The sequence below is a fragment of the Methylobacterium sp. Leaf456 genome (genome assembly GCF_001425465.1).
In the GTDB taxonomy this organism is placed as follows: Bacteria; Pseudomonadota; Alphaproteobacteria; order Rhizobiales; family Beijerinckiaceae; genus Methylobacterium.
This window is the reverse complement of record NZ_LMQV01000043.1, coordinates 17,779-41,973: the sequence shown is the minus strand read 5'-3', so window position 1 is coordinate 41,973 and position 24,195 is coordinate 17,779. Positions and strand designations below refer to the sequence as shown.

Annotated in this window: 19 protein-coding genes; 13 read left to right on the top strand and 6 right to left on the bottom strand. The window is 68.9% G+C overall.

What is annotated here, in order from left to right; translation table 11 throughout:
* Position 1: 1 nt before the first annotated feature.
* From ASG52_RS21735 to leuS, 5 genes are all read right to left on the bottom strand, one after another.
* The gene (locus ASG52_RS21735; protein ID WP_056247721.1) at positions 2-832 is read right to left on the bottom strand and encodes a ParA family protein; all 831 of its coding nucleotides are present in this window, start codon (positions 830-832) and stop codon (positions 2-4) included.
* Positions 829-1,464, bottom strand: coding sequence for a 16S rRNA (guanine(527)-N(7))-methyltransferase RsmG (gene rsmG, locus ASG52_RS21730; protein ID WP_056247720.1), 636 nt, complete (start codon positions 1,462-1,464; stop codon positions 829-831). Before rsmG ends, ASG52_RS21735 begins: the two co-directional genes overlap by 4 nt.
* The gene (gene mnmG / locus ASG52_RS21725) at positions 1,461-3,344 is read right to left on the bottom strand and encodes a tRNA uridine-5-carboxymethylaminomethyl(34) synthesis enzyme MnmG (RefSeq protein ID WP_056247718.1); all 1,884 of its coding nucleotides are present in this window, start codon (positions 3,342-3,344) and stop codon (positions 1,461-1,463) included. The genes rsmG and mnmG overlap by 4 nt, the downstream gene beginning before the upstream one ends.
* 302 nt (positions 3,345-3,646) lie before the next feature.
* Positions 3,647-5,134 (bottom strand): tRNA uridine-5-carboxymethylaminomethyl(34) synthesis GTPase MnmE, encoded by a 1,488-nt coding sequence (mnmE, locus tag ASG52_RS21720; protein WP_056247717.1) that lies wholly within the window; start codon positions 5,132-5,134, stop codon positions 3,647-3,649.
* Between the two features lie 3 nt (positions 5,135-5,137).
* Positions 5,138-7,750 carry a leucine--tRNA ligase gene (leuS, locus tag ASG52_RS21715; RefSeq protein ID WP_056247715.1) on the bottom strand — a complete coding sequence of 871 codons (2,613 nt, stop codon included), beginning with the start codon at positions 7,748-7,750 and terminating at the stop codon, positions 5,138-5,140.
* 146 nt (positions 7,751-7,896) lie between these two features.
* Here leuS and ASG52_RS21710 point away from each other — a divergent pair, with 146 nt between their 5' ends.
* Complete coding sequence (locus ASG52_RS21710; protein WP_056247713.1) at positions 7,897-8,616, top strand: YggS family pyridoxal phosphate-dependent enzyme; 720 nt, start codon at positions 7,897-7,899, stop codon at positions 8,614-8,616.
* Positions 8,617-8,628: 12 nt separating this feature from the next.
* Here the strand turns inward: ASG52_RS21710 and aroB are convergent, their stop codons facing one another.
* Positions 8,629-10,353 carry a 3-dehydroquinate synthase gene (aroB, locus tag ASG52_RS26690; RefSeq protein WP_082552681.1) on the bottom strand — a complete coding sequence of 575 codons (1,725 nt, stop codon included), beginning with the start codon at positions 10,351-10,353 and terminating at the stop codon, positions 8,629-8,631.
* Between the two features lie 255 nt (positions 10,354-10,608).
* Here aroB and ASG52_RS21700 point away from each other — a divergent pair, with 255 nt between their 5' ends.
* From ASG52_RS21700 to ASG52_RS21645, 12 genes are all read left to right on the top strand, one after another.
* The gene (locus ASG52_RS21700; protein WP_056247711.1) at positions 10,609-11,340 is read left to right on the top strand and encodes a TetR family transcriptional regulator; all 732 of its coding nucleotides are present in this window, start codon (positions 10,609-10,611) and stop codon (positions 11,338-11,340) included.
* A gap of 334 nt (positions 11,341-11,674) precedes the next feature.
* Positions 11,675-12,637 (top strand): malate dehydrogenase, encoded by a 963-nt coding sequence (gene mdh, locus ASG52_RS21695; protein ID WP_056247709.1) that lies wholly within the window; start codon positions 11,675-11,677, stop codon positions 12,635-12,637.
* A gap of 96 nt (positions 12,638-12,733) precedes the next feature.
* Complete coding sequence (gene sucC, locus ASG52_RS21690; RefSeq protein ID WP_056247707.1) at positions 12,734-13,930, top strand: ADP-forming succinate--CoA ligase subunit beta; 1,197 nt, start codon at positions 12,734-12,736, stop codon at positions 13,928-13,930.
* Positions 13,931-13,938: 8 nt separating this feature from the next.
* Positions 13,939-14,823, top strand: coding sequence for a succinate--CoA ligase subunit alpha (gene sucD / locus ASG52_RS21685; protein WP_056247705.1), 885 nt, complete (start codon positions 13,939-13,941; stop codon positions 14,821-14,823).
* Between the two features lie 218 nt (positions 14,824-15,041).
* A complete protein-coding gene (locus tag ASG52_RS21680; protein WP_056247702.1) occupies positions 15,042-18,026 on the top strand; it encodes a 2-oxoglutarate dehydrogenase E1 component in 2,985 nt (994 codons plus the stop codon).
* Positions 18,027-18,037: 11 nt separating this feature from the next.
* Positions 18,038-18,340 carry a YciI family protein gene (locus ASG52_RS21675; protein ID WP_056247700.1) on the top strand — a complete coding sequence of 101 codons (303 nt, stop codon included), beginning with the start codon at positions 18,038-18,040 and terminating at the stop codon, positions 18,338-18,340.
* Positions 18,341-18,400: 60 nt separating this feature from the next.
* On the top strand, positions 18,401-19,708 hold the full coding sequence (odhB, locus tag ASG52_RS21670) for a 2-oxoglutarate dehydrogenase complex dihydrolipoyllysine-residue succinyltransferase (RefSeq protein WP_056247699.1): 1,308 nt from the start codon (positions 18,401-18,403) through the stop codon (positions 19,706-19,708).
* 62 nt (positions 19,709-19,770) lie between these two features.
* A complete protein-coding gene (locus ASG52_RS21665) occupies positions 19,771-19,986 on the top strand; it encodes a DUF4160 domain-containing protein (RefSeq protein ID WP_162250019.1) in 216 nt (71 codons plus the stop codon).
* The gene (locus tag ASG52_RS21660; protein WP_056247693.1) at positions 19,986-20,300 is read left to right on the top strand and encodes a DUF2442 domain-containing protein; all 315 of its coding nucleotides are present in this window, start codon (positions 19,986-19,988) and stop codon (positions 20,298-20,300) included. Before ASG52_RS21665 ends, ASG52_RS21660 begins: the two co-directional genes overlap by 1 nt.
* 21 nt (positions 20,301-20,321) lie before the next feature.
* Positions 20,322-21,722, top strand: coding sequence for a dihydrolipoyl dehydrogenase (gene lpdA / locus ASG52_RS21655; protein WP_056247691.1), 1,401 nt, complete (start codon positions 20,322-20,324; stop codon positions 21,720-21,722).
* 267 nt (positions 21,723-21,989) lie between these two features.
* The gene (locus ASG52_RS21650; protein WP_056247689.1) at positions 21,990-23,615 is read left to right on the top strand and encodes a hybrid sensor histidine kinase/response regulator; all 1,626 of its coding nucleotides are present in this window, start codon (positions 21,990-21,992) and stop codon (positions 23,613-23,615) included.
* A gap of 9 nt (positions 23,616-23,624) precedes the next feature.
* Positions 23,625-24,107: a hypothetical protein gene (locus ASG52_RS21645; protein ID WP_056247687.1), complete on the top strand. Its 483-nt coding sequence runs from the start codon at positions 23,625-23,627 to the stop codon at positions 24,105-24,107.
* Positions 24,108-24,195: the final 88 nt, after the last annotated feature.

Below are 24,195 nucleotides of genomic sequence, written 5' to 3'. Positions count from 1 at the left end.
ACTACGCGGCGGCGGCGGGCGGCGGGGCCCGGCCCTCGCGCTGGATGACCTCGGAGGCGAGGCGCAGATAGGCCTGCGAGCCCGCGCATTTCAGATCGTAGAGCAGCACCGGCTTGCCGTGCGACGGCGCCTCGGAGACGCGCACGTTGCGCGGGATCATGGTCTCGTAGACCTTGTCCCCGAGGAAGCCGCGCACGTCCGCCACCACCTGGGCCGAGAGGTTGTTGCGCGGATCGTACATGGTCAGCACCACGCCCTGGATCTGCAGCTTCGGGTTCAGGGCGCCGCGCACCTGCTCGACGGTGCGGAGCAACTGGCTCAAGCCTTCGAGCGCGAAGAACTCGCATTGCAGCGGCACCAGCACGGCGTCGGCGGCGGCCAGCGCGTTGATCGTCAGCAGGTTGAGCGAGGGCGGGCAATCGATCAGCACGTAGGTGATCGGCTCTGCGCCGGGCGCTTCGGTGAGATCGCGCAGGACGTTGCGGAGGCGGTGCGCTCGGTCGGGGGCGTTCGCCAACTCCAGTTCCAGGCCGAGCAGGTCCATGGTCGAAGGCGCGACCGACAGGCGCGGCACGGCGGTCGGCGTCACGGCCTGAGAGAGCGGGGCCTCGCCCGCCATCACGTCGTAGGTCGAGATCGGGCGGCGGCGGCGGTCGATGCCGAGCCCGGTCGAGGCGTTGCCCTGCGGATCGAGATCGATCACCAGCACCTGTTCGCCGATGGCGGCGAGCGCCGTACCGAGGTTGATCGCCGTGGTGGTCTTGCCGACGCCGCCCTTCTGATTGGCGAGCGCCAACACCCGGAGCGGCTTGGGCTGTGAAGATTCGGTCATGGGTCCACGCGGGAAAGCGACGTGACGCGCACGATCCGTGCCTGCGAGTCGGTGCGGCTCGGAATCAGGTCGCGGGCGAATGTCCACTCTCTGTCCGCCTCGGTCAATTCCGCCGCTGCATCACGCCCCTTCGGAAACAGCCCGGTGGTGCCTGTTTTCAACAGAGGCTCGGTCCAGGTGAGGAGCTGAGTAAGCGGGGCGAGCGCGCGGGCGCAGACGATGTCGGCGCCGGTCAGACTTTCGACCACGGATTCGATGCGGGCGTTGTGGACCGTCACCGGCGCGCCGGTGAGGCGCGCGGTCTCGGTGAGAAAGGCGCATTTGCGCGCGTTGCTCTCGACCAGTCTCACGGTGAGCCCCGATCGTACTCGACCGGATATCGCTAGAATCAGCCCTGGGATGCCGGCGCCGGAGCCGAGATCGACCCATGTCTTGGCCTCGGGTGCGAGTGCCAAGAGCTGAAGCGCGTCGGCGATGTGGCGGTGCCAGACCTCCGTAAGGGTGGCCGGACCGACGAGGTTCTTGACGTTCTGCCAGCGGGTGAGCTGCTCGACATAGATATCGAGGAGGCTGGCTGTTTCACGTGAAACATCATGCTCGGCGAGCACGCGGGCGCGTTGATCGGCGCTCATGAGACGGACGCCGTCGCCTGCGCCCGCCCGCGTCGGGCGTGTGCGGCCAGCAGCGTCAGCGCCGCGGGTGTGACGCCCTCGATGCGGGCGGCCTGTCCCAGCGTCGTCGGGCGCACGCCGTCGAGCTTGATCCGCATCTCGTTCGAGAGGCCGGCGATGGCGGCGTAGTCGAGGGAGGGCGGCAGGCGCACCGCCTCGTCGCGGCGGAAGGCGGCGATGTCGGCCTGCTGGCGGTCGAGATAGACCGCGTAGGTGGCATCCGTCCGCAGCCGCTCGGCGATCCGCGGCGGCACTTCGGTCAGTTCCGGCCAGACGGCGGCGAGACGGTCCCAGCCGATCTCGGGGTAGGACAAGAGCTGAAAGGCCGAGCGGCGCAGGCCGTCGTGATTGAGCGCGAGGCCGTGGGCAGCGGCCTCGTTCGGGGTGAGGCTCAGGGCGTCGAGTCGGGCGCGGGCGCGGGCCAGCACCGCCTGCCCGGCGGCGAAATGGGCGGCGCGCATGGCGCCAACACAACCGAGCGCCGCGCCGCGGGGCGTCAGCCGCTCGTCGGCATTGTCGACGCGGAGGCTCAACCGGTATTCCGAGCGCGAGGTGAACATGCGGTAGGGCTCGCTCACCCCGTGAGTGACGAGATCGTCGATCATCACGCCGAGATAAGATTCGGCCCGGTCGAACACGGCGAGGTCGGAGCTGCCCGCGAGCCGCGCGGCGTTGAGGCCGGCGACCAGCCCCTGCCCTGCCGCCTCCTCGTAACCGGTGGTGCCGTTGATCTGACCGGCGAGAAACAGCCCGGGCAGGCGCCGGGTCTGGAGCGTGGCGTCGAGTTCGCGGGGATCGACGTAATCGTACTCGATGGCGTAGCCCGGCCGGACGATGCGGGTGCGCTCCAGGCCGGGGATGGCGGCGATGATCGCGGCCTGCACCTCTTCGGGCAAAGCGGTCGAGATGCCGTTCGGATAGACGGTCGGATCGTCGAGCCCCTCGGGCTCCAAGAAGATCTGGTGGCCCTCGCGGTCGCCGAAGCGCACCACCTTGTCCTCGATCGACGGGCAGTAGCGCGGCCCCCGGCTGCTGATGCCGCCGGAATACATCGGCGAGCGATGCAGGTTCGCGCGGATCAGGTCGTGGACCCCTTGCGTCGTGCGGGTGATGCCGCAGGCGATCTGGGGCGTGGTGATCCGTTCGGTCAGCGTCGAGAACGGGACCGGTTCGTCGTCGGCCTGCTGCATTTCCAGGGCGGCCCAATCGATGGTGCGTCCATCGAGGCGCGGCGGCGTGCCGGTCTTGAGGCGACCCAGGCGAAAGCCGTGACGGTCGAGGGTGTGGGCGAGGCCGATGGCCGGCCCCTCCCCCACGCGGCCCGCCGGCACCTGTCGTTCTCCGATATGGATCAGCCCACGCAGGAAGGTGCCGGTGGTGAGCACCACGGCCCCGGCCGACAGCCGCCGCCCATCGGCCAGCACCGCGCCCGCGACGCGCTCAGCCCTTACGATCAGGTCATCGACCTCGCCCTCGACCACCGTCAGACCGGCGGTCTCGGCCACCGCCGCCTGCATGGCGCGGGCGTAGAGCGCCCGGTCGGCCTGGGTCCGGGGGCCGCGCACGGCGGGGCCCTTGCGGCGGTTAAGCAGGCGGAACTGGATGCCCGAGGCATCGGCGACGCGGCCCATCAGACCGTCCAGCGCATCGACCTCGCGCACGAGATGGCCCTTGCCGAGCCCGCCGATGGCCGGGTTGCACGACATCGCCCCGATGGTCGCCGCGCGGTGCGTCACCAGCACTGTCCGCGCGCCGACTCGCGCGGCAGCGGCGGCGGCCTCGACGCCGGCATGGCCGCCGCCGACGACGATGACGTCGTAGCTCGTCTCAGAAGGGTGCATGGGCGATGACTTACGCGGGCGCGCGCGGGGCGGTCAACGCGATTCGGGTTTCCAGCAGTGTCGCGGGATGATCGGATTCGGGGAGCACCCGGACCGTTATGGCGAGACGTAGCCGAAGCGATCCAGGGCTTTGCCACCCTCAGCCCTCATCCTGAGGAGCCGCAGCGAAGCGGAGGCCTCGAAGGAGCCCTCCTTCGAGGCTGCTGCGCGGCACCTCAGGATGAGGTGGTTGGGTTGGACGGGCGCAGTACCGCAGCAGCCCTAGTCATTATTAAAAGCCGGCAAATTAACATCGCAAAAATTCACTTACCGATACAGAAGCCGGCAAACAGTCGGTCCAGCATTTCCTCGACGCCGACATGGCCGCCGACCTCGCCGAGCGCCCGGACGGCGAGGCGGAGGTCTTCGGCGGTCAGTTCGGGCGGGTGGTCGGGCGCGGCGGCGGCCACGCGGTCGAGATGGGCGACCGCGCGGGTGAGGGCGGTGCGGTGTCGCTCACGGGTGACGAGGGCATCGCCGCCAAGCGAGGCCTCGGCTTTGCGCTGGATCGCGTCGAGCAAGGCGTCGAGGCCGGCGCCGGTGTGGGCGGAGATGGGCAGGGCTTCGGCCGTCTCGCCATAAGGAAGGACAGAGCACTCTCCGCCCCCTGGCCGCGAGGAGGGAGGAAGTGGTGCCGGAGGAAGCGCAGAAGTGTCTTCGGCGCGACCCCCACCCCTGCCCTTCCCCGCAAGGGGGAGGGGAATGCGCGATGCGCCCGGATGCGGTTGCTCCGTGGAAGCCGTCGCCAAATCCACTTTTGTGCGAACCCATAGGGTGCCCGGTCCACCCTCCCCGTCCGGCTCGGGCGCGTCGATGGGCAGGAGCCGCAGCACGAGGTCTGCGGTCTCGATGCGGCGGCGGGTGCGGGCGACGCCCTCGGTTTCGATCGGGTCGACGGTGTCGCGCAGGCCGGCGGTGTCGACGAGCACCACCGGCAGGCCGCCGAGGTCGCATCGCACCTCGATGGCGTCGCGGGTCGTGCCGGGGATTTCGGAGACGATGGCGGCGTCGCGCCCGGCGAGCGCGTTGAGCAGGGTCGATTTGCCGGCATTCGGCGGGCCGGCCAGCACCACGCAAAACCCCTCGCGCAGGCGCTCGCCGCGGCGTCCGTCCGCAAGGGTTTTTTGGATGTCTTGCGAGAGGAGGGCGGCGCGGCCGGCCTGCGCCGCGTCGAGGCCGCTGTCGTCCACGTCGCCCTCGTCGGCGAAATCGAGGGCGGCCTCGGCCGAGGCCAGCAGATCGATGGCGATGTCGCGCCATGCCGAGACCTGACGCCCGAGCGCGCCGTCGAGCTGGCGCAGGGCCTGGAGGCGCTGCGCCTCGGTCTCGGCGTCGATCAGGTCGGCGATGCCCTCGGCCTCGGTGAGGTCGAGGCGGCCGTTGAGAAAGGCGCGGCGGGTGAAGGCGCCCGCCTCCGCCGGGCGACAGCCGGGCACCGCGCCGAGCGCCTGGAGAACCGCAGCCCGCACCGCCGTGCCGCCGTGCAAGTGCAGTTCGGCCATGTCCTCGCCGGTGGCGGTGCCGGGGCCGGGCAGCCACGCGACGAGGGCTTGATCGAGCAGGGTGCCGGAAGCAGGATCGCGCAGACGCCGCAGCGACAGCCGACGCGGCTCGGGCCGCGTACCCGCCAGGGCATCGAGCGCCGGGCCAGCCGCCGGGCCGCTGATCCGCACCACGCTCACCGCCGCGCGGCCGAAGCCGGTGGCGGGGGCGAAGATGGTGTCCGAACGCTCCGGCGGGGCAGGGGGCATCGGCTAGACCACGAGGTTCACGATCCGCCCCGGCACCACGATCACCTTCTTCGGGGCACGGCCTTCCAGTACCTTCTGCACGGCGTCGAGCGCCAGCGTCGCGGCCTCGACCGCGTCCTTGTCGGCATCGCGCGGCACCGTCACGTCGGCGCGCTTCTTGCCGTTGATCTGGACGGGCAAGGTGATCTCGTCCTCGACCAAGAGCGCCGCGTCGGCCTCGGGCCAGGGCGCCTCGGCGACGAGGCCCTGGCCTCCGAGCACACGCCAGGATTCCTCGGCGAGGTGGGGCATCATCGGGGCGATGAGCTGGACGAGAATGCGGGCCGCCTCCCCCGCCGCTGCGGATGAGGCGCCGCCGCGCAGGGCTTCGTCGAGGGCGTTGGCCAGCGTGTAGATGTGGGCGACGCAGCGGTTGAAGCGCAGGCGCTCGACATCCTCGCCGACCGCCGCGAGCGCCTTGTGGGCCGCCTTGCGCACACCGGCGTCGGCCGCTCCGCCTTGCCCGCTCGCGGCCGCTGCGCCGTGGACGAGGCGCCAGACGCGCTGCACGAAGCGCGCGGCGCCCTGCACGCCCTCTTCGGTCCAGATCACGTCGCGCTCAGGGGGAGAGTCGGAGAGCATGAACCAGCGGGCGGTGTCGGCGCCGTAGCTGGCGATGATGTCGTCGGGATCAACGACGTTCTTCTTCGACTTCGACATCTTTTCCGTCGGGCCGATCTCGATCGGCCCACCGGTTTTCACGTGAAACGCCTTGCGCTGTCCGGCTTCCGTCTCGAAGCGGATGTCGGCGGGCGGCACCCAGGCGCCGCCTTCGTCCTTGTAGGTCTCGTGGACCACCATGCCCTGGGTGAACAGGCCGGCGAACGGCTCCGCGATGCCGGCCCAGCCGGTCGCCTGCATCGCCCGCATGAAGAAGCGCGAGTAGAGCAGGTGCAGGATCGCGTGCTCGACGCCGCCGATATACTGATCGACCGCGAGCCAGTGATCGACGGTCTTGCGGTCGGTCGGGGCCTCCGTGAGCCAGGGCGCGGTGAAGCGGGCGTAGTACCAGGACGAATCGACGAAGGTGTCCATCGTGTCGGTCTCGCGCCGGGCCGCCGCGCCGCAGCGGGGGCAGGGGACGTTGCGCCACGCGTGGTCGCGTTCCAGCGGGTTGCCCGGCTGGTCGAACGACACCTCGTCGGGCAGCCGCACCGGCAGGTCGGCCACCGGCACGGGGACGGGGCCGCAGGACTCGCAGTGGATGATCGGGATCGGGCAGCCCCAGTAGCGCTGGCGCGAGACGCCCCAGTCGCGCAGGCGGAACTGCACTTTTCGCCGCGCGACGGGGGCGCCGTTCAGCGTCTCGGCTTCCAGGCGGTCGGCAACGGTGCGGAAGGCGTCGTCGGTGCTCATCCCGTCGAGGAAACGCGAATGGATCATCCGCCCGTCCCCGTCATAGGCGGTGTCGGTGATGACGAAGTCTTCGGGGTTTTGCCCCTCGGGGCAGACGACGGGCGTGTTGCCGAGGCCGTACTTGTTGGCGAAGTCGAGGTCGCGCTGGTCGTGGGCCGGGCAGCCGAACACGGCGCCGGTGCCGTATTCCATCAACACGAAGTTCGCGACGTAGACCGGCAATTCCCAGGACGGGTCGAGGGGGTGGCGCACGGTGAGGCCGGTGTCGAAGCCGAGCTTTTCGGCCGTATCGATCGCCTCCTGCGCGGTGCCGATGCGGCGGCATTCCTCCGCGAACTTTTGCAGGCCGTCCGTGTCCGGGCCGCTCTCGGCCAATGCCTTGGCCAGCGGGTGATCGACCGAGATCGCCAAAAACTTCGCGCCGAACAGGGTGTCGGGCCGCGTGGTGTAGACCGTCAACTCCTCGGTGCCGGCGAAGGGGGCGGCCAGCGCGAAGCGCACCTCCAGGCCCTCCGAGCGGCCGATCCAGTTCTTCTGCATCAGCCGGACCTTTTCCGGCCAGCGCTCCAGCCCGTCGAGGGCGTCGCTGAGGTCCTGGGCGAAGTCGGTGATCCGAAAAAACCACTGGGTCAGCTCACGCTGTTCCACCAGCGCGCCCGAGCGCCAACCGCGGCCGTCGATGACCTGCTCGTTGGCGAGCACGGTGTGATCGACCGGATCCCAGTTCACCTTCGCCGTGCGGCGCGTGACCAGCCCCTTGTCGAGGAAGTCGAGGAACATGCGCTGCTGGTGCTTGTAATAGTCCGGATCGCAGGTCGCGATCTCGCGGCTCCAGTCGAGCGACAGGCCCATGCTCTGCAACTGGCCACGCATGGTGGCGATGTTGGCGTAGGTCCACTCCCGCGGGTTGACCTTGCGCTCCATCGCGGCGTTCTCGGCCGGCAGGCCGAAGGCGTCCCAGCCCATCGGGTGGAGCACGTTGTGACCCCTGGCGCGCTTGTAGCGGGCCACCACGTCGCCCATGGCGTAGTTGCGCACGTGGCCGATATGGATGCGCCCCGACGGATAGGGGAACATCTCCAGCACGTAGTATTTCGGGCGGGGATCGTCGTTCTTCGTCTCGAACAGCCGCGCCTCGTCCCAGGCCCGCTGCCAGCGCGGTTCGGCATCCTTGGCGTTGTAGCGCTCGAGGCTCGGGGCGGGGTGTGCGGTGTCGGTCATGCAGGGCGCCAGGATCAGCCGGGGAGGGCGGGGCCGTGAGGGCCGCCGCCCGCGTGGCCCGGCACCTAGCATATCCGGGCTGCCGCGGGTCAACGAAAGGGTGGGGGTGCCTTGAACTCCGGCGGCCCCCGCCCCAGGACAAGCGCATGAGCGAACACCCGACATCCCTCGACACCCTCCCCCCCGTCGGCGAGGCCGACGTCGCCGCGGGATTGGCTGAAGTGCAGGCCGGCATCCGCCGCGCCGCCGAGGACAACGAGCGCGATTCCGCAAGCGTCCATCTCATCGCGATCTCGAAGACCGTGCCCGCCGAGGGCATCCTGCCGGCCCTGGAGGCCGGGCAGCGATTGTTCGGCGAGAACTACGTGCAGGAATCGGTCGCTAAGTGGCCGGCGCTGAAGGAGAGATTTCCCGACACCGAGCTGCATTTTGTGGGCCCGCTGCAATCGAACAAGGCGCGCGAGGCGGTGGCGCTGTTCGACGTGATCCACTCCCTCGACCGGCTCTCCCTCGCCGCAGCCCTGGCAAAAGAAATCGACCGGGTGGGGCGGGCGCCGAAGCTCCTGATCCAGGTCAACACCGGCGACGAGGCGCAGAAGGCCGGCGTCGCGCCCGATCAGGTCGAGACGCTGCTCGCCGAGTGCCGCGATACCCACGGGCTCGCGATCCACGGGCTGATGTGCATCCCGCCCGCCGAGGATCCGCCGTCTCCGCATTTCGCGCTGCTGGCGCGGATCGCCCGGGAGCAGGGGCTGCCGATCCTGTCGATGGGGATGAGCGCGGATTACCCGGCGGCGATCCAGATGGGGGCGACGCATGTGCGCGTCGGGACCGCGATCTTCGGGAGACGGTTGAAGCGCGTCTGAGCCGAAAGGCTCTCACCCCCGCAGTTCGTCCTCCAGGAACGCCCGCACCTCCGCCCCGTCGATATCCGGCGCGATGAAGCTCTGGCCGATGCCGCGGGCCAGGATGAAGGTGAGGCGGCCGTCGCGGACCTTCTTGTCCTGGGCCATGGCGTCGAGGAGCGCGTCGGGATCGCCCGCGCCGCCCGGCACCTGTTGCAGGCGGGTCGGCAGGCCGGCGAGCGCGAGGTGGTTGGCGACGCGGCCGGCGTCCTGGCCGGGGCAGAGGCCGAGGCGGGCCGAGAAGCGGAAGGCGAGCGCCAGCCCGATGGCGACGCCCTCGCCGTGGACGAGGCGGGCGGAGTCGTAAGCGGTCAGCCGCTCCAGGGCGTGGCCGAAGGTGTGGCCGAGGTTGAGCAGCGCCCGCTCGCCGTCCTCGCGCTCGTCGCGCACCACCACGCCGGCCTTGGAGCGGCAGCAGCGGGCGACCGCCTCGTCGCGCTCCGGGCCACCCGAAAAGATGCCGGACCAGTGGGCCTCGCACCATTCGAAGAAGTCGGAATCGCCGATCAGGCCGTACTTCGCCACCTCGGCATAGCCGGCCCGCATCTCGCGCTCGGAGAGGGTATCGAGGGTCGCGGTGTCGGCGAGCACGAGGCGCGGCTGGTGGAACGCGCCGATCAGGTTTTTTCCGAGTGGGGAGTTGATGCCGGTCTTGCCGCCGACCGAGGAATCAACTTGCGAGAGCAGCGTTGTCGGCGCCTGGATGAAGCGCACGCCGCGGCGCAGGCTTGCCGCGGCGAAGCCCGCGAGGTCGCCGACGACGCCGCCGCCCAAGGCCACGACCAGATCGCCGCGCTCGATTTTCTGGGACAGCAGGCCGTCGCAGACGCGGGCGAACTCCGCATAACTCTTGGACGCCTCGCCCGGCGGGACCATGATGAGGCCGCAGCGCAGGCCCGCCGCCTCCAGGCTCGCCTTGACCCGCTCGCCGTAGAGCCCGGCCACGGTCTCGTCGGTGACGATGCCAGCGGCGCGCGCGCCGAGGTCGCGGGCCTCGATGCCGATCTCGTCGAGCAGGCCGCGGCCGATGCGGATGTCGTAGTCGCGGCCCTGGTTGAGCGGAACGTTGACACGCATAGGTTGTGACATGGCGGAACTCGGGCGGGGGGCGGACGGGTTCATGTGGAGGTCGAGGGCCTCCATCACGTCCTGCATCACCCGGTCGTGCGACACGTCGCGGGAGAGCACCGTGAGGTCGGCCCCGGCATAGATCGGATGGCGCACCTCCATCAGGGCGCGCATCGTCGCCTCGGGGTCCTCGGTCTGGAGGAGGGGGCGGGTGTTGCGCTTGCGCACCCGGCGCATCAGCACTTCGAGGTCGGCCTTGAGCCAGACCGAGATGCCGCCCTCGGCGATCCGTGCGCGGGTGGCCTCGCGCATGAAAGCGCCGCCGCCGGTGGCCAGCACCATCGGCCCCTCGCGCAGCAGGCGGGCGATCACCCGCTCTTCCCCTTCGCGAAAGCTCGCCTCGCCGTAGATCGCGAAGATGTCCGCGATGGTGAGCTTGGCCGCGGCCTCGATCTCGTGATCGGCGTCCTTGAACATCAGGCCGAGGCGCGAGGCGAGGCGGCGCCCGACCGTGCTCTTGCCCGCGCCCATCAGGCCGACGAGCACGATCGACCGGGCCCCGAGGCCACGGCGCAGGCGCGCTTCGATCGGTTCGCCGGGCGGAAAGGCCGACGTCTCGGGGACGGTCATCGGGCGGTCATAGACGGTTTTGCCGGGGCGGCGAAGCCGTCCCGGTACAGTGCCGCACAGGCCGCCGGAAGCCCCGCGGGGAGGCCCGCCGCAGCTTTTGCGCGAAAAGAGCGCAGTCTTCGCACCGATTCCTGGCCCGAACGGGCTTGCCAAGCGCGGCGCGTACGGGAAGGGTCTCGCGTGCGTGGGACGGCACCGCTCTCGACCGGCTTCGGTCGAGTGCCCCCACGCTTGTCGCATCGTGCCCGGGACATCATGCTGCCGTTCGGAAACGTTTCCCTCCCCTTCACCCTGAACGACAGCGACAGCGAGACGGTCCCGTCGGGACCCGATCCAAGGGGGAGCCATCCGCGCTCTCCGCGTCTCAGCGGGCCCGCCGCCCGAGCAAGACCGACGCCGATCTCGACCGATGCGCGGCTCCTGGCCATTGCCAGCGAGCACCTCGCCCGGCTCGGGCCGAAGCGCGTCACCGTGGTGGCGGTGGCGGCGGAAGCCGGCATGACCCACGCCAACGTCTACCGCTACTTTCCCTCGAAGGACGCGTTGCTCGACGCGGTGGCCGGGCGCTGGCTGCGCGAGTTGGAGACGGAACTCGCCGACATCGCCGACGCGCCGGACCCCGCAGACGACAAGATCGAGCGCTTCCTCGGCGCGCTCGCCACCGCGCAGAGCGAGATGCTGGTGCGCGAGCCGCATCTCTTCGCCGTCCATCTCGACGCCGCGGTGGCCGCGCGTCCGATCGCCCGGCGCCACCGGGTACGGCTGCGGGCACTGGTGGAGCGGATCGTCGAGGAGGGGATCGGCACCGGCGTGTTCGCCGCCCGCGACCGCGAGCGGGCCATCGCGGTGATTTTCGACGCGAGCTACCGCTTCACCCATCCGGTGGCGATCCAGCACGATTCGGACGTGCCGCGCGACCTGCTCGACGCGCGCCTCGGCGCGGTCATCCAGTCGATCCAGCGGGCGCTCCGCACCGGCACTTTTTGAGGCAGGGCGCTGCGCTGCGAAGCACGCCGCCCACCGCGACTGACAGACACGGTTTTGTGTCACCGACGCCTTGCCGGCTGCACTTCGGCCCGACGTGGTTCGGCAAGATACTGAAAAATATCGGTTTTTCTATTGCGTGGCGGTGCCCGCCGCTTTTGTCGGTCTGGCCCGTCCCCTGCTTATCCACCCGTTGGTCGGGTTGAAGGCCTGTGGCTTTTCGGCCAAACACCGGCCGCATCAGCGTTGATCGGCAAAGGTTCGGCCGCACCGCAGCATCCGAGGATTACGGGGCAGGCCCGAACCGTCACGAATTTCGACCGGAGGCGAACCCATCATGGCACGCAGCAAGATCGCCCTCATCGGCGCCGGACAGATCGGCGGCACCCTCGCCCACCTCGCGGGCCTGAAGGAACTGGGCGACGTCGTGCTGTTCGACATCGTCGACGGCGTGCCCCAGGGCAAGGCGCTCGACATCGCCGAATCCGCCCCCGTCGATGGCTTCGACGCCAAGTATTCCGGCGCCAGCGACTATTCCGCGATCGCCGGGGCCGACGTGGTGATCGTCACCGCCGGCGTGCCGCGCAAGCCCGGCATGAGCCGCGACGACCTGATCGGCATCAACCTCAAGGTCATGGAAGCCGTCGGCAACGGCATTAAGGAGCACGCGCCCGACGCCTTCGTCATCTGCATCACCAACCCGCTCGACGCGATGGTGTGGGCGCTGCAGAAATTCTCGGGGCTTCCCACCAACAAGGTCGTCGGCATGGCCGGCGTGCTCGATTCCGCCCGCTTCCGCCACTTCCTGGCCGAAGAGTTCGGCGTGTCGGTCGAGGACGTGACCGCCTTCGTGCTCGGCGGCCACGGCGACGACATGGTGCCGCTCACCCGCTACTCGACGGTGGCCGGCGTGCCGCTGACCGATCTGGTCAAGCTCGGCTGGACCACGCAAGAGAAGCTCGACGCCATGGTCGAGCGCACCCGGAAAGGCGGCGGCGAGATCGTCAACCTGCTCAAGACCGGCTCGGCCTTCTACGCGCCCGCGGCTTCCGCCATCGCCATGGCCGAGAGCTACCTGCGCGACAAGAAGCGCGTCCTGCCCTGCGCCGCCTACCTCTCGGGCGAGTACGGCGTGGACGGCCTCTATGTCGGCGTGCCGGTGGTGATCGGCGAGAGCGGCGTCGAGCGCGTCCTCGAAGTCACCTTCAACGACGACGAGAAGGCGATGTTCGAGAAGTCGGTCGGCGCCGTGAAGGGCCTGATCGCCGCCTGCCAGGGCATCAACGAGAAGCTCGCGTAAGACGAGCGAAGAGCGAATGGCGAGGAGCAGGCCCGCCCGGGCCGTCGCCTCTCGCCTAGGCTATTCGACACTCGCTACTCGCTCCGGGAGGTAACGATGAACATTCACGAATACCAAGCCAAGGCGGTCCTCAAGGAGTTCGGCCTGCCCGTCTCGCGCGGCGTGCCGATCTTCAAGCCGGAGGAGGCCGCCGCCGCCGCCGACGAACTCGGCGGCCCGGTCTGGGTGGTGAAGAGCCAGATCCATGCGGGCGGGCGCGGCAAGGGCACCTTCAAGGGCGCGCCCGAGGGCGCCAAGGGCGGCGTGCGCGTCACCAAGTCGAAGGACGAGGTGGTGCAGTTCGCCCGCGAGATGCTGGGCGAGACCCTGGTGACGATCCAGACCGGCCCCGCCGGCAAGCAGGTCAACCGCCTCTACATCGAGGAAGGCGCGTCCATCGCCGCCGAGTTCTACCTGTCGATGCTGGTCGATCGCGAGACCGGACAGGTCGCCTTCGTGGTCTCGACCGAGGGCGGCATGGACATCGAGCAGGTCGCCCACGACACGCCGGAGAAGATCGTGACCTTCTCGGTCGATCCGGCCACCGGCATCATGCCCCATCACGGCCGCGCCGTCGCCAAGGCGCTCGGGCTCTCCGGCCCACAGGCCAAGGAAGCGGGCGATCTCGCCACCAAGCTCTACACGGCGTTCGTCGCCAAGGACATGAGCATGCTGGAGATCAACCCGCTGGTGCTCACCGGCGACGGCCATCTCAAGTGCCTCGACGCCAAGATCTCCTTCGATTCCAACGCCCTCTACCGGCACGCGGATATCGTCGCGCTGCGCGACGAGACCGAAGAGGACGCCAAGGAGATCGAGGCCTCCAAGTACGACCTCGCCTACATCGCGCTCGACGGCACCATCGGCTGCATGGTCAACGGCGCCGGGCTGGCGATGGCGACGCTCGACATCATCAAGCTCTACGGCGAGGAGCCGGCCAACTTCCTCGATGTCGGCGGCGGCGCCTCGGAAGAGAAGGTAACGGCGGCGTTCAAGATCATCACCGCCGACCCGCAGGTGAAGGGCATCCTCGTCAACATCTTCGGCGGGATCATGAAGTGCGACGTCATCGCCCGTGGCGTGATCGCGGCGGTGAAGGCGGTCGGCCTCGAAGTCCCGCTGGTGGTGCGCCTGGAGGGCACCAACGTCGAGGAGGGCAAGGCGATCATCCGGGGCTCGGGCCTCAACGTGATCCCCGCGGACGATCTCGACGACGCCGCACAGAAGATCGTCGCCGCGGTGAAGAAGGGCTGAGCTGACCGATGTCCATCCTGATCGACAAGAACACGAAGGTCATCTGCCAGGGCTTCACCGGCAAGAACGGCACCTTCCACTCCGAGCAGGCCATCGCCTACGGCACCAAGATGGTCGGCGGCACCTCGCCGGGGAAGGGCGGCTCGACGCACCTGAACCTGCCGGTGTTCGACACCGTCGCCGAGGCCCGCGAGGCCACCGGCGCCGACGCCTCCGTCGTCTACGTGCCGCCGCCCGGAGCCGCGGACGCGATCTGCGAGGCGATCGCGGCGGAAATCCCGCTGATCGTCTGCATCACGGAGGGCATTCCGGTGCTCGACATGGTGCGGGTGAAGCGGGCGCTGGAGGGCTCGAAGTCGCGGCTCATCGGCCCGAACTGCCCCGGCGTCGTCACGGCGGGCGAGTCGAAGATCGGCATCATGCCGGCCAACATCTTCAAGCCGGGCAATGTCGGCATCGTCTCGCGCTCCGGCACGCTGACCTACGAGGCGGTGTTCCAGACCACGATGGAGGGCCTCGGCCAGACCACCGCGGTCGGCATCGGCGGCGATCCGGTGAAGGGCACCGAGTTCATCGCGATGCTGGAGCTGTTCCTCGCCGACGAGAAGACCCAGTCGATCGTGATGATCGGTGAGATCGGCGGCTCGGCCGAGGAAGAGGCGGCGCAGTTCCTGGCCGACGAGGCCAAGCGCGGGCGCAAGAAGCCCATGGTCGGCTTCATCGCCGGCCGCACGGCACCTCCGGGCCGCCGCATGGGGCACGCCGGCGCCATCATCTCCGGCGGCAAGGGCGGCGCCGAGGACAAGATCGCGGCGATGGAGGCCGCGGGCATCCGCGTCTCGCCCTCGCCGGCCCGGCTCGGCCGCACCCTCGTCGAAGTGCTGAAGGGTTGATCGGGTCTGTAACGGGGTTCCGCGCGGCTGTGTTGCACCGCACGCAAACGCGCGCCACCCATATGAGAGACATCGCCGGGGCGCATTCGTGCCCCGGCCCCATCCGGAGGCGCGACGCGGGGTTCTAGGTTCCCGCGACGGATGGCGCGCCGGATCGGACTTGCACCGTGGCCGCTCGCCTGAAGCGCGGGCCGCCCGAGCGGACAGGACAGGCAGCCATGGCACGCCAGGACGCGAACGAAGCGCTTCTCGAAACCTCCTTCCTCTACGGCGCCAACGCCGCGTGGATCGAGGAGCTTCAGGCGGCCTATGCCCGCGACCCGAATTCGGTCGATCCGCAGTGGCAGAAGTTCTTCGCCGAACTTGGCGAGGATGACGCCCTGGTGAAGAAGAACGCCGAGGGCGCCTCCTGGGAAAAGCCGAACTGGCCGGTGCCGCTCAACGGCGAGATCGTCTCGGCGCTCGACGGCAATTGGGGCGCGCTCGAGAAAGCGATCGGCGAAAAGATCCAGGCGCGGGCCGGCAAGCCCGGCGATTCCGCCAAGGGCGCTGCGATCGTGGCGGCGACCGGCGTCTCGGTCGAGCAGGCGACCAAGGATTCCGTGCGCGCGATCATGCTGATCCGCGCCTACCGCATGCGCGGCCACCTCCACGCCAAGCTCGATCCGCTGGGCCTCGCCCCGCGCGGCGACCACGAGGAGCTGCACCCGCAGCATTACGGCTTCCAGGATAGCGACTGGGACCGCAAGATCTTCCTCGACAACGTGCTCGGCATGGAGTTCTCGACGATCCGCGAGATCGTCGCGATCCTGGAGCGGACCTACTGCCATACGCTCGGCGTCGAGTTCATGCACATCTCCGATCCCGAGGAGAAGGCATGGATTCAGGAGCGCATCGAGGGCAAGGACAAGGAAATTTCCTTTACGCCCGAGGGCCGTCGGGCGATCCTCAACAAGCTGATCGAGGCGGAAGGCTTCGAGAAGTTTCTGGACCTCAAATACACCGGCACCAAGCGCTTCGGCCTCGACGGCGGCGAATCGATGGTCCCGGCCATGGAGCAGATCATCAAGCGCGGCGGCGCGCTCGGCGTCGAGGAGATCGTGCTCGGCATGGCCCATCGTGGCCGGCTGAACGTGCTCACCAACGTGATGGCCAAGCCGTTCCGCGCGGTGTTCCACGAGTTCAAGGGCGGCTCGTCCTCACCGGCCGAGGTCGAGGGCTCGGGCGACGTGAAGTACCATCTCGGCGCCTCGTCCGACCGCACCTTCGACGACAACAACGTCCACCTCTCGCTCACCGCCAACCCGTCCCACCTCGAGATCGTCGATCCGGTGGTGCTGGGGAAGGTGCGGGCGAAGCAGGACCAGAAGGCCAAGCCCAACGTCGAGCGCCGCCGGGTGCTGCCGCTCCTCATCCACGGCGATGCGGCGTTTGCCGGCCAGGGCGTGGTGGCCGAGTGCTTCGGGCTGTCGGGCCTGAAGGGCCACCGCACCGGCGGCTCGATTCACTTCATCATCAACAACCAGATCGGCTTCACCACCGACCCGCGGTTCTCGCGCTCCTCGCCCTACCCGTCAGACGTGGCGAAGATGGTCGAGGCGCCCATTTTCCACTGCAACGGCGATGATCCCGAAGCGGTTACCTTCGCGGCGAAGGTCGCGACCGAGTACCGCCAAAAATTCGGCAAGCCGGTCGTGATCGACATGCTGTGCTACCGCCGCTTCGGCCACAACGAGGGCGACGAGCCGGCCTTCACCCAGCCGAAGATGTACCAGCACATCCGCAAGCACCCGACCGCGCTGCAGACCTACGGCAAGAAGCTCGTCGCCAACGGCGATCTCACCCAGGAGCAGCTCGACGCCCGCAAGGCCGAATTCCGCGCCCTGCTGGAGGGCGAGCTGGACGGCGCCGGCGGCTACAAGGCCAACAAGGCCGACTGGCTCGACGGCCGCTGGTCCGGCTTCCAAGCGGTGCGCGAGGATGTGGACGATCCCCGCCGCGGCCGCACCGGCGTGCCCGCCGAGACGCTGCGCGACATCGCCAAGCGCCTCACCACGCCGCCGCCCGGCTTCCACCTGCACCGCACGATCCAGCGCTTCTTCGACAACCGCGCCAAGGCGGTCGAGACCGGTGTGGGCATCGATTGGGCGACGGCCGAGGCGCTGGCCTTCGGCACGCTGCTCACGGAGGGCCATCGCGTCCGCCTGTCCGGCCAGGACGTGGAGCGCGGCACCTTCTCGCAGCGCCACGCGGTGGTGATCGATCAGGAGAACGAGCAGCGCTACACGCCGCTGAACTCCGTCAAGGAAGGCCAGGCGATCCTGGAGGTCATCAACTCGATGCTCTCCGAGGAGGCGGTGCTCGGCTTCGAGTACGGTTATTCGCTCGCCGAGCCGAACGCGCTCGTGCTGTGGGAGGCGCAGTTCGGCGACTTCGCCAACGGCGCGCAGGTCGTGATCGACCAGTTCATCTCGTCCGGTGAGCGCAAGTGGCTGCGCATGTCCGGCCTCGTGCTGCTGCTGCCGCACGGCTACGAGGGCCAGGGACCGGAGCACTCCTCCGCCCGTCTGGAGCGCTATCTGCAGATGTGCGCCGAGGACAACATGCAGGTCGCCAACTGCTCGACCCCGGCCAACTACTTCCACATCCTGCGGCGCCAGCTGAAGCGCGAGTTCCGCAAGCCGCTCGTGCTGATGACCCCGAAGTCGCTGCTGCGCCACAAGCGGGCGGTGTCGAAGATCGAGGACATCGCCGAGGGCTCGACCTTCCACCGCATCCTGTGGGACGACGCCGAGCACGACGAGTCGGGCGTCAAGCTGGTGCGCGACGACAAGATCCGCCGCGTCGTGCTGTGCTCGGGCAAGGTCTATTACGACCTTTACGACGAGCGCGAGAAGCGCGGCGTCAACGACGTCTACCTGATGCGCGTCGAGCAGCTCTACCCGTTCCCGCTCAAGGCGCTCGCCAACGAGATGACCCGGTTCCGCAACGCCGAGGTGGTGTGGTGCCAGGAGGAGCCCAAGAACATGGGCTCGTGGTCATTCGTCGATCCCTATCTCGACTGGGTACTGGGGCAGGCGGGCTCGGCCTCGAAGCGGGCGCGCTATGTCGGTCGCCCGGCCTCGGCCTCGACCGCGGTCGGCCTGATGTCGAAGCACGTCGCCCAGCTCCAGGCCTTCCTCAACGAGGCGCTGGCGACCTGAGTCTGACGGCGATGCCCTATTTCCTCCTCCGCCTGACCCCGCCGCGTCCGAGCTTCCCGTTCGACGCGACGGAGGCCGAGAAGGCGCTCTTCTCCGAGCACGCGGCCTACTGGCTCGCGCAAGCGGGGGAGGGGAGGGCGATCGCGGTAGGCCCGGTGTTCGAGCCCGGAAACACCTGGGGCTTGGCCCTCGTCGAGGCCGAGGACGAGGCGTCCGCCTTGGCCCTCGGCGACGCCGACCCCGTCATCGTCGCGCAGGCCGGCTTCGCCTACGCGGCGGCGCCCGTTCCATCCCTGATCCTGCGGCAGCCGTGAGGCCCGCCGCCGTCACCCGATCCTGAACAGGAGGCCCCTGCGAGGGGGTGCGACAAGACCATGGCAACCGACATCCTCGTCCCGACGCTCGGCGAATCCGTGAGCGAGGCCACGATCGGCCGCTGGTTCAAGAAGCCCGGCGACACGGTCGCCGCCGACGAGCCCTTGGTGGAACTGGAGACCGACAAGGTCACGCTGGAGGTCAACGCCCCGGCGGCGGGCGAACTCGGCGAGATCCTGGTGAAGGACGGCGAGACGGTGGAGCCCGGCGCGGTGCTGGGTTCGATCGTCGAGGGCGGCAAGGGGACCGGTAAGTCCGAAGCCAAGGCGGCTCCGAAGAGCGCCGAGCCGGCCGGGACCAAGGCCGAGCCCGCCAAGGCCGAGAAGCCGGCGCAAGAGTCGTCGGCCTCCTACGGCAGCCATAGCGACGCCCCGCCCGCCGCCGCGGGCCGCGGCGCCGACGAGAGCGGCCCGGCGGTCGCCAAGCTCGCCCGCGAATCCGGCGTCGATCCGACCTCGCTGAACGGCAGCGGCAAGGACGGCCGCGCCACCAAGGGCGACATGCTGGCCGCCATCGCCAAGGGCGGACAGACCGGAGGGGACAAGGCCCCGGCTCAGGAAGCCAAGGCTCCGCCGCCCCCGCGCGCCCCGTCCGCCCCGGACGACGCCGCCCGCGAGGAGCGGGTGCGGATGACGAAGCTCCGCCAGACCATCGCCAAGCGCCTCAAGTCCGCCCAGGACAACGCCGCGATGCTGACCACGTTCAACGACGTGGACATGGGCGCCGTGATGGCGCTCCGCTCGCAGTACAAGGACGTGTTCGAGAAGAAGCACGGGACGAAGCTCGGCTTCATGGGCTTCTTCACCAAGGCGGTGATCGGCGCGCTCAAGGACGTGCCGGCGGTCAACGCCGAGATCGACGGGCAGGATCTCGTCTACAAGAACTACTACCACATCGGCATCGCGGTCGGCACCGACAAGGGCCTCGTCGTGCCGGTGGTGCGCGACGCTGACGACCTGTCGATCGCCGGCATCGAGAAGAAGATCTCGGGCTTCGGCAAGAAGGCACGCGAGGGCAAGCTCTCGATCGAGGAGATGCAGGGCGGCACCTTCACGATCACCAACGGCGGCATCTACGGCTCGCTGATGTCGACCCCGATCCTCAACGCGCCGCAATCCGGCATTCTGGGCATGCACCGCATCGAGGAGCGGCCGGTCGTGCGGGGCGGCAAGATCGAGGCGCGCCCGATGATGTATCTGGCCCTGTCCTACGACCACCGCATCGTCGACGGGAAGGAGGCCGTGACCTTCCTCGTGCGGGTCAAGGAGGCGCTGGAGGACCCGGCGCGGCTCGTGCTCGACCTCTAAGGTCTCGCTCGAGCGGCGCTCGACGATGCCGACGATCGCCGTCGTCGGAAGGGGTGCGGATCGTGATCTATCTCAAGGATCACGTTCCGCCGCACCTCCACGTCTTCTTTGGAGGCAAGGAGGCGCAGATTTCGATCGCGACGGGCAAGGTGCTGCGCGGCACGCTGCCCCGCCCGAAGATGAAGGCGGTGCAACGCTGGCTGGAGAATAATCGCGATCAGGTCGCCTATATCTGGGACGAGATTCGAGCTGGTCGGTATGACGGAGGCATGATCTGATGACGCTGCATCGCTTCGCCTCGGTTGAGGCACTCAGCTATCCCGTCATCCGCGTGACCTTCGACGATGGGGTGAGCGGCACGCTCGACCTCTCGGACGAAATCGCCACCGGCCCGATCTTCGCTCCGCTGAAAGATCGGGATTTCTTTAAGACCGTGGCAGTCGGCGAGTACGGGCACACGTTCGGCTGGCGCCTCGATGAACTCGGCCACGAGATCGACTTCTGTCCGACAGCGACGCGCATTCGCGTCGAGACGCAGATGGTCGAGGAGATGGCTGCCCGCTTCCGTGCTCGGCGTACCGCCGCCGAATGAATTCTCTGAACTAGGAAACGCATGTCCTACGATCTCGTCGTCATCGGCACCGGCCCCGGGGGCTATGTCTGCGCCATCCGAGCGGCCCAGCTCGGGCTGAAGACCGCCGTGGTGGAGAAGCGGGCGACCCATGGCGGCACCTGCCTCAATGTCGGCTGCATCCCGTCGAAGGCGCTGCTGCACGCCTCCGAGGCGTTCGAGGAGGCCAACAAGCACTTTCCGGAGTTGGGCATCGACGTCGGCACGCCCAAGCTCGATCTCAAGAAGATGCAGGCGTTCAAGCAGGGCGGCGTCGACGGCAACACCAAGGGCGTCGAGTTCCTGCTGAAGAAGAACAAGGTCGATGCCTTTCACGGCCGTGGGCGCATCGCCGGGGCGGGCCGCGTCGAGGTGATCGCGGACGACGGCGGCACCCAGATGCTGGAGACCAAGAGCATCGTCATCGCCACCGGCTCGGACGTGACCCGGCTGCCCGGCGTCGAGATCGACGAGAAGACGGTCGTCTCCTCCACCGGCGCCCTGGAACTCGCCGAGGTGCCGAAGAAGCTCGTGGTGATCGGCGCGGGCGTGATCGGGCTCGAACTCGGCTCGGTCTGGCGCCGGCTCGGGGCCGAGGTGACGGTGATCGAGTATCTCGACCGCGTGCTCCCCGGCATGGACGGCGAGGTGGGCAAGCAGTTCCAGCGCATCCTCGCCAAGCAGGGCATGGTGTTCAAGCTCTCGACCAAGGTGACCGGCGTCGAGACCGCCAAGAAGGGCGCAACGGTGACGGTCGAGCCGGCCAAGGGCGGCGAGGCGGAAAAGATCGAGGCCGACGTGGTGCTCGTCGCCATCGGCCGCGTGCCCTACACCGAGGGGCTCGGGCTGGAGACGGTGGGTGTGGCCACCGACGAGAAGGGCCGCATCCAGACCGACAGCCACTACGCCACCAACGTGACGGGCATCTACGCCATCGGCGACGTGATCGCCGGGCCGATGCTCGCCCACAAGGCCGAGGACGAGGGCGTGGCGGTGGCCGAAATCCTGGCAGGCCAAGCGGGCCACGTGAATTACGGCGTGATCCCGAACGTCGTCTACACGTTCCCCGAGGTCGCTTCCGTCGGCAAGTCGGAGGAGGAACTGAAGAAGGACGGAATCGCTTACAAAGCCGGCAAATTCCCCTTCACGGCCAACGGCCGCGCCAAGGCCAACGGCACCACCGACGGCTTCGTGAAGATTCTCGCCGACGAGACGACCGACCGCGTGCTCGGCGTCCACATCGTCGGCGCGGATGCCGGCAACCTCATCGCCGAGGTCGCGGTGGCGATGGAGTTTGCGGCCTCCGCCGAGGACATCGCCCGCACCTGCCACGCCCACCCGACGCTGACCGAGGCCGTGAAGGAAGCGGCGCTTGCGGTCGATAAGCGCGCGATCCACGTCTGAGCCCGAGGACAATCCGGCGCCGCCCTGCCGGCGCCAGATCGTTTTGACTGTCCAACCTGTGTTTTGTACGATTTCATACAAAGATGTTTCCCGCCGAAATCTGGTTCAGTTCCCGAATTTCGATCAAATTTTCGTTTGTCGGCGCGTAAATTTGCGTCGTTGACCCATCGTTGAAGTGGTCGCTACCCGTGGAACGTCTTCCGGCATCGTCGGATTGAGAGGCGAAGCCCGGCCCGCCGGGTCGCACCAGCGGGAATTCGCAGCACGATGCCCTCCTCGCCCGAGAAGCCGAAGACGCCCGGCAAGAACCCGTCGGTGTCCGGCAGCGGCCCGTCCGGCGTCGTCGATCAGCACCACGACATCTTCTTCGCCGCCGTCGAGACGACGCGGATGCCGATGATCGTCACCGACCCGCACCAGCCGGACAATCCGATCATCTTCGCCAACCGCGCCTTCGCGCGGATGACCGGCTACACTGTCGATGAGCTGATCGGCACCAATTGCCGCTTCCTGCAAGGCCCCGAGACCGACCGCGACACGGTGGCCGAGGTGCGGGAAGCCATCGCCGAGCACCGCGAGTTCTCGACCGAAATCCTGAACTACCGCAAGGACGGCTCGTCGTTCTGGAACGCGCTGTTCGTCAGCCCCGTGTTCAACCGCGAGGGCGATCTGGTCTACTTCTTCGGCTCGCAGCTCGACGTCTCGCGTCGTCGCGACGCCGAGGACTCGCTCTATCAGGCGCAGAAGATGGAGAGCCTCGGCCAGCTCACCGGCGGCATTGCGCACGACTTCAACAACCTGCTGCAGGTCGTCTCCGGCCACAACGAGGTGATCCTGGCCCAGCTGGAGCGGCCCGAGATCGACCCCGCGCGCCTGCGTCGCGCCGGCGAGGCGGTGCGGGCGGCGACCGACCGGGCCGCCAAGCTGACGCATCAGCTGCTGGCCTTCTCGCGCAAGCAGCGGCTGGAAGGGCGGCTGCTCAACCTCAACGGCCTCGTCGAGAGCATGAGCGAGATGACCGGCAGCACGCTGGGCGAGACGATCCTCCTGAAGACCGTGCTGGCCCCCGATCTCTGGACGACGCGCATCGACCCGACCCAGGCCGAGGTCGCGCTCCTCAACGTGCTGATCAACGCCCGCGACGCGATGCCGGACGGCGGCACCGTGACGGTGCGGACCGAGAACCTGCTGATCGAGGACGAGGACGCCGCCCTCTACAAGACCGTGCCGCTCGGCGCCTACGTCGTGATCTCGGTGACCGATACCGGCACCGGCATGCCCTCCGAGATCCTGAACCGCGTCATGGAGCCGTTCTTCACAACCAAGGGCGAGGGCAAGGGCACCGGCCTCGGGCTCGCCATGGTCTACGGCTTCGCCAAGCAGTCGGGCGGGTCGGTCAAGCTCTATTCCGAGGTCGGCCACGGCACGACCGTGCGCCTCCTGTTCCCGGCCTCCGACCAGAAGGTCGAGGACGAGCGGGCGCCGACCCCACGCGCCGCCGACCGGCACGGCACCGAATCGGTGCTCGTCGTGGACGACCGGCCCGATGTCGCCGCGACCGCCGGCACGATCCTGGAGGATTTCGGCTACACGGTCACGATCGCCGATGGGCCCAAGGCGGCGCTGGACATCCTCGACGGCGAGGCCCGCATCGATCTCCTGTTCACCGACCTGATCATGCCCGGCGGCATGAACGGGGTGATGCTGGCCCGCGCCGCCCGCGAGCGCCAGCCCAAGATCAAGGTGCTGCTCACCACCGGCTACGCCGAGGCCTCTCTGGAGCGCACCGACGCGGGCGGCACCGAGTTCGAGATCATCAACAAGCCCTACAAGCGCATGGAGCTGGCCCGCCGGGTGCGCCGGGTCATCGACGGGCCGACCGGCGTCGGCTAGCCCAAACGGATGCTCGGCCGCATCCTCCTCGCCACCCTCGCGCTGCTGCTGGCGATCTCTGCTGGCGCGCTGACGCTCATGGGCGGGGTGCTGCTCGATCCCGCCTTGCGCGAAACCTTCGGCCGTCTGGGGCTCGCCGGCCTGCTCGCCGGCCTCACCGACCTGGCGGCGGGGCTCCCGCCGGACATGGCCGCGCTGATACTCGCGTTCCTGGCGCAGGCGCTCGCCCTCCTCGTCGTCCTGCCTCCGGTCCTGGCTGCGCTCATCGGCGCGTTGTTCGGCCTGCGCTCGGCCCTCTGGTACGGCGGTGCCTGCGCGGGGCTCACCGCGGCCCTGCCCTGGCTCGCCCGCGGCGCCATCCTGCCTACGGGGCCTGCGGCGGCGGCGGAGGCACGGCTCTCCGTTCTCCTGCTCGCGACGGGGGCCGCCTCCGGCCTGACCTACTGGCTGATCGCCGGCCGCTCCGCGGGCGCCCGTCGGCCCGAGCCGTGACGCATTTTTAGGGTGGACAGCCGCCCGCCAACGCTTAGAACCAAGGAGCGCGGCGCTCCCTCAACCTCCCGGCCCGCCGGGACGACGA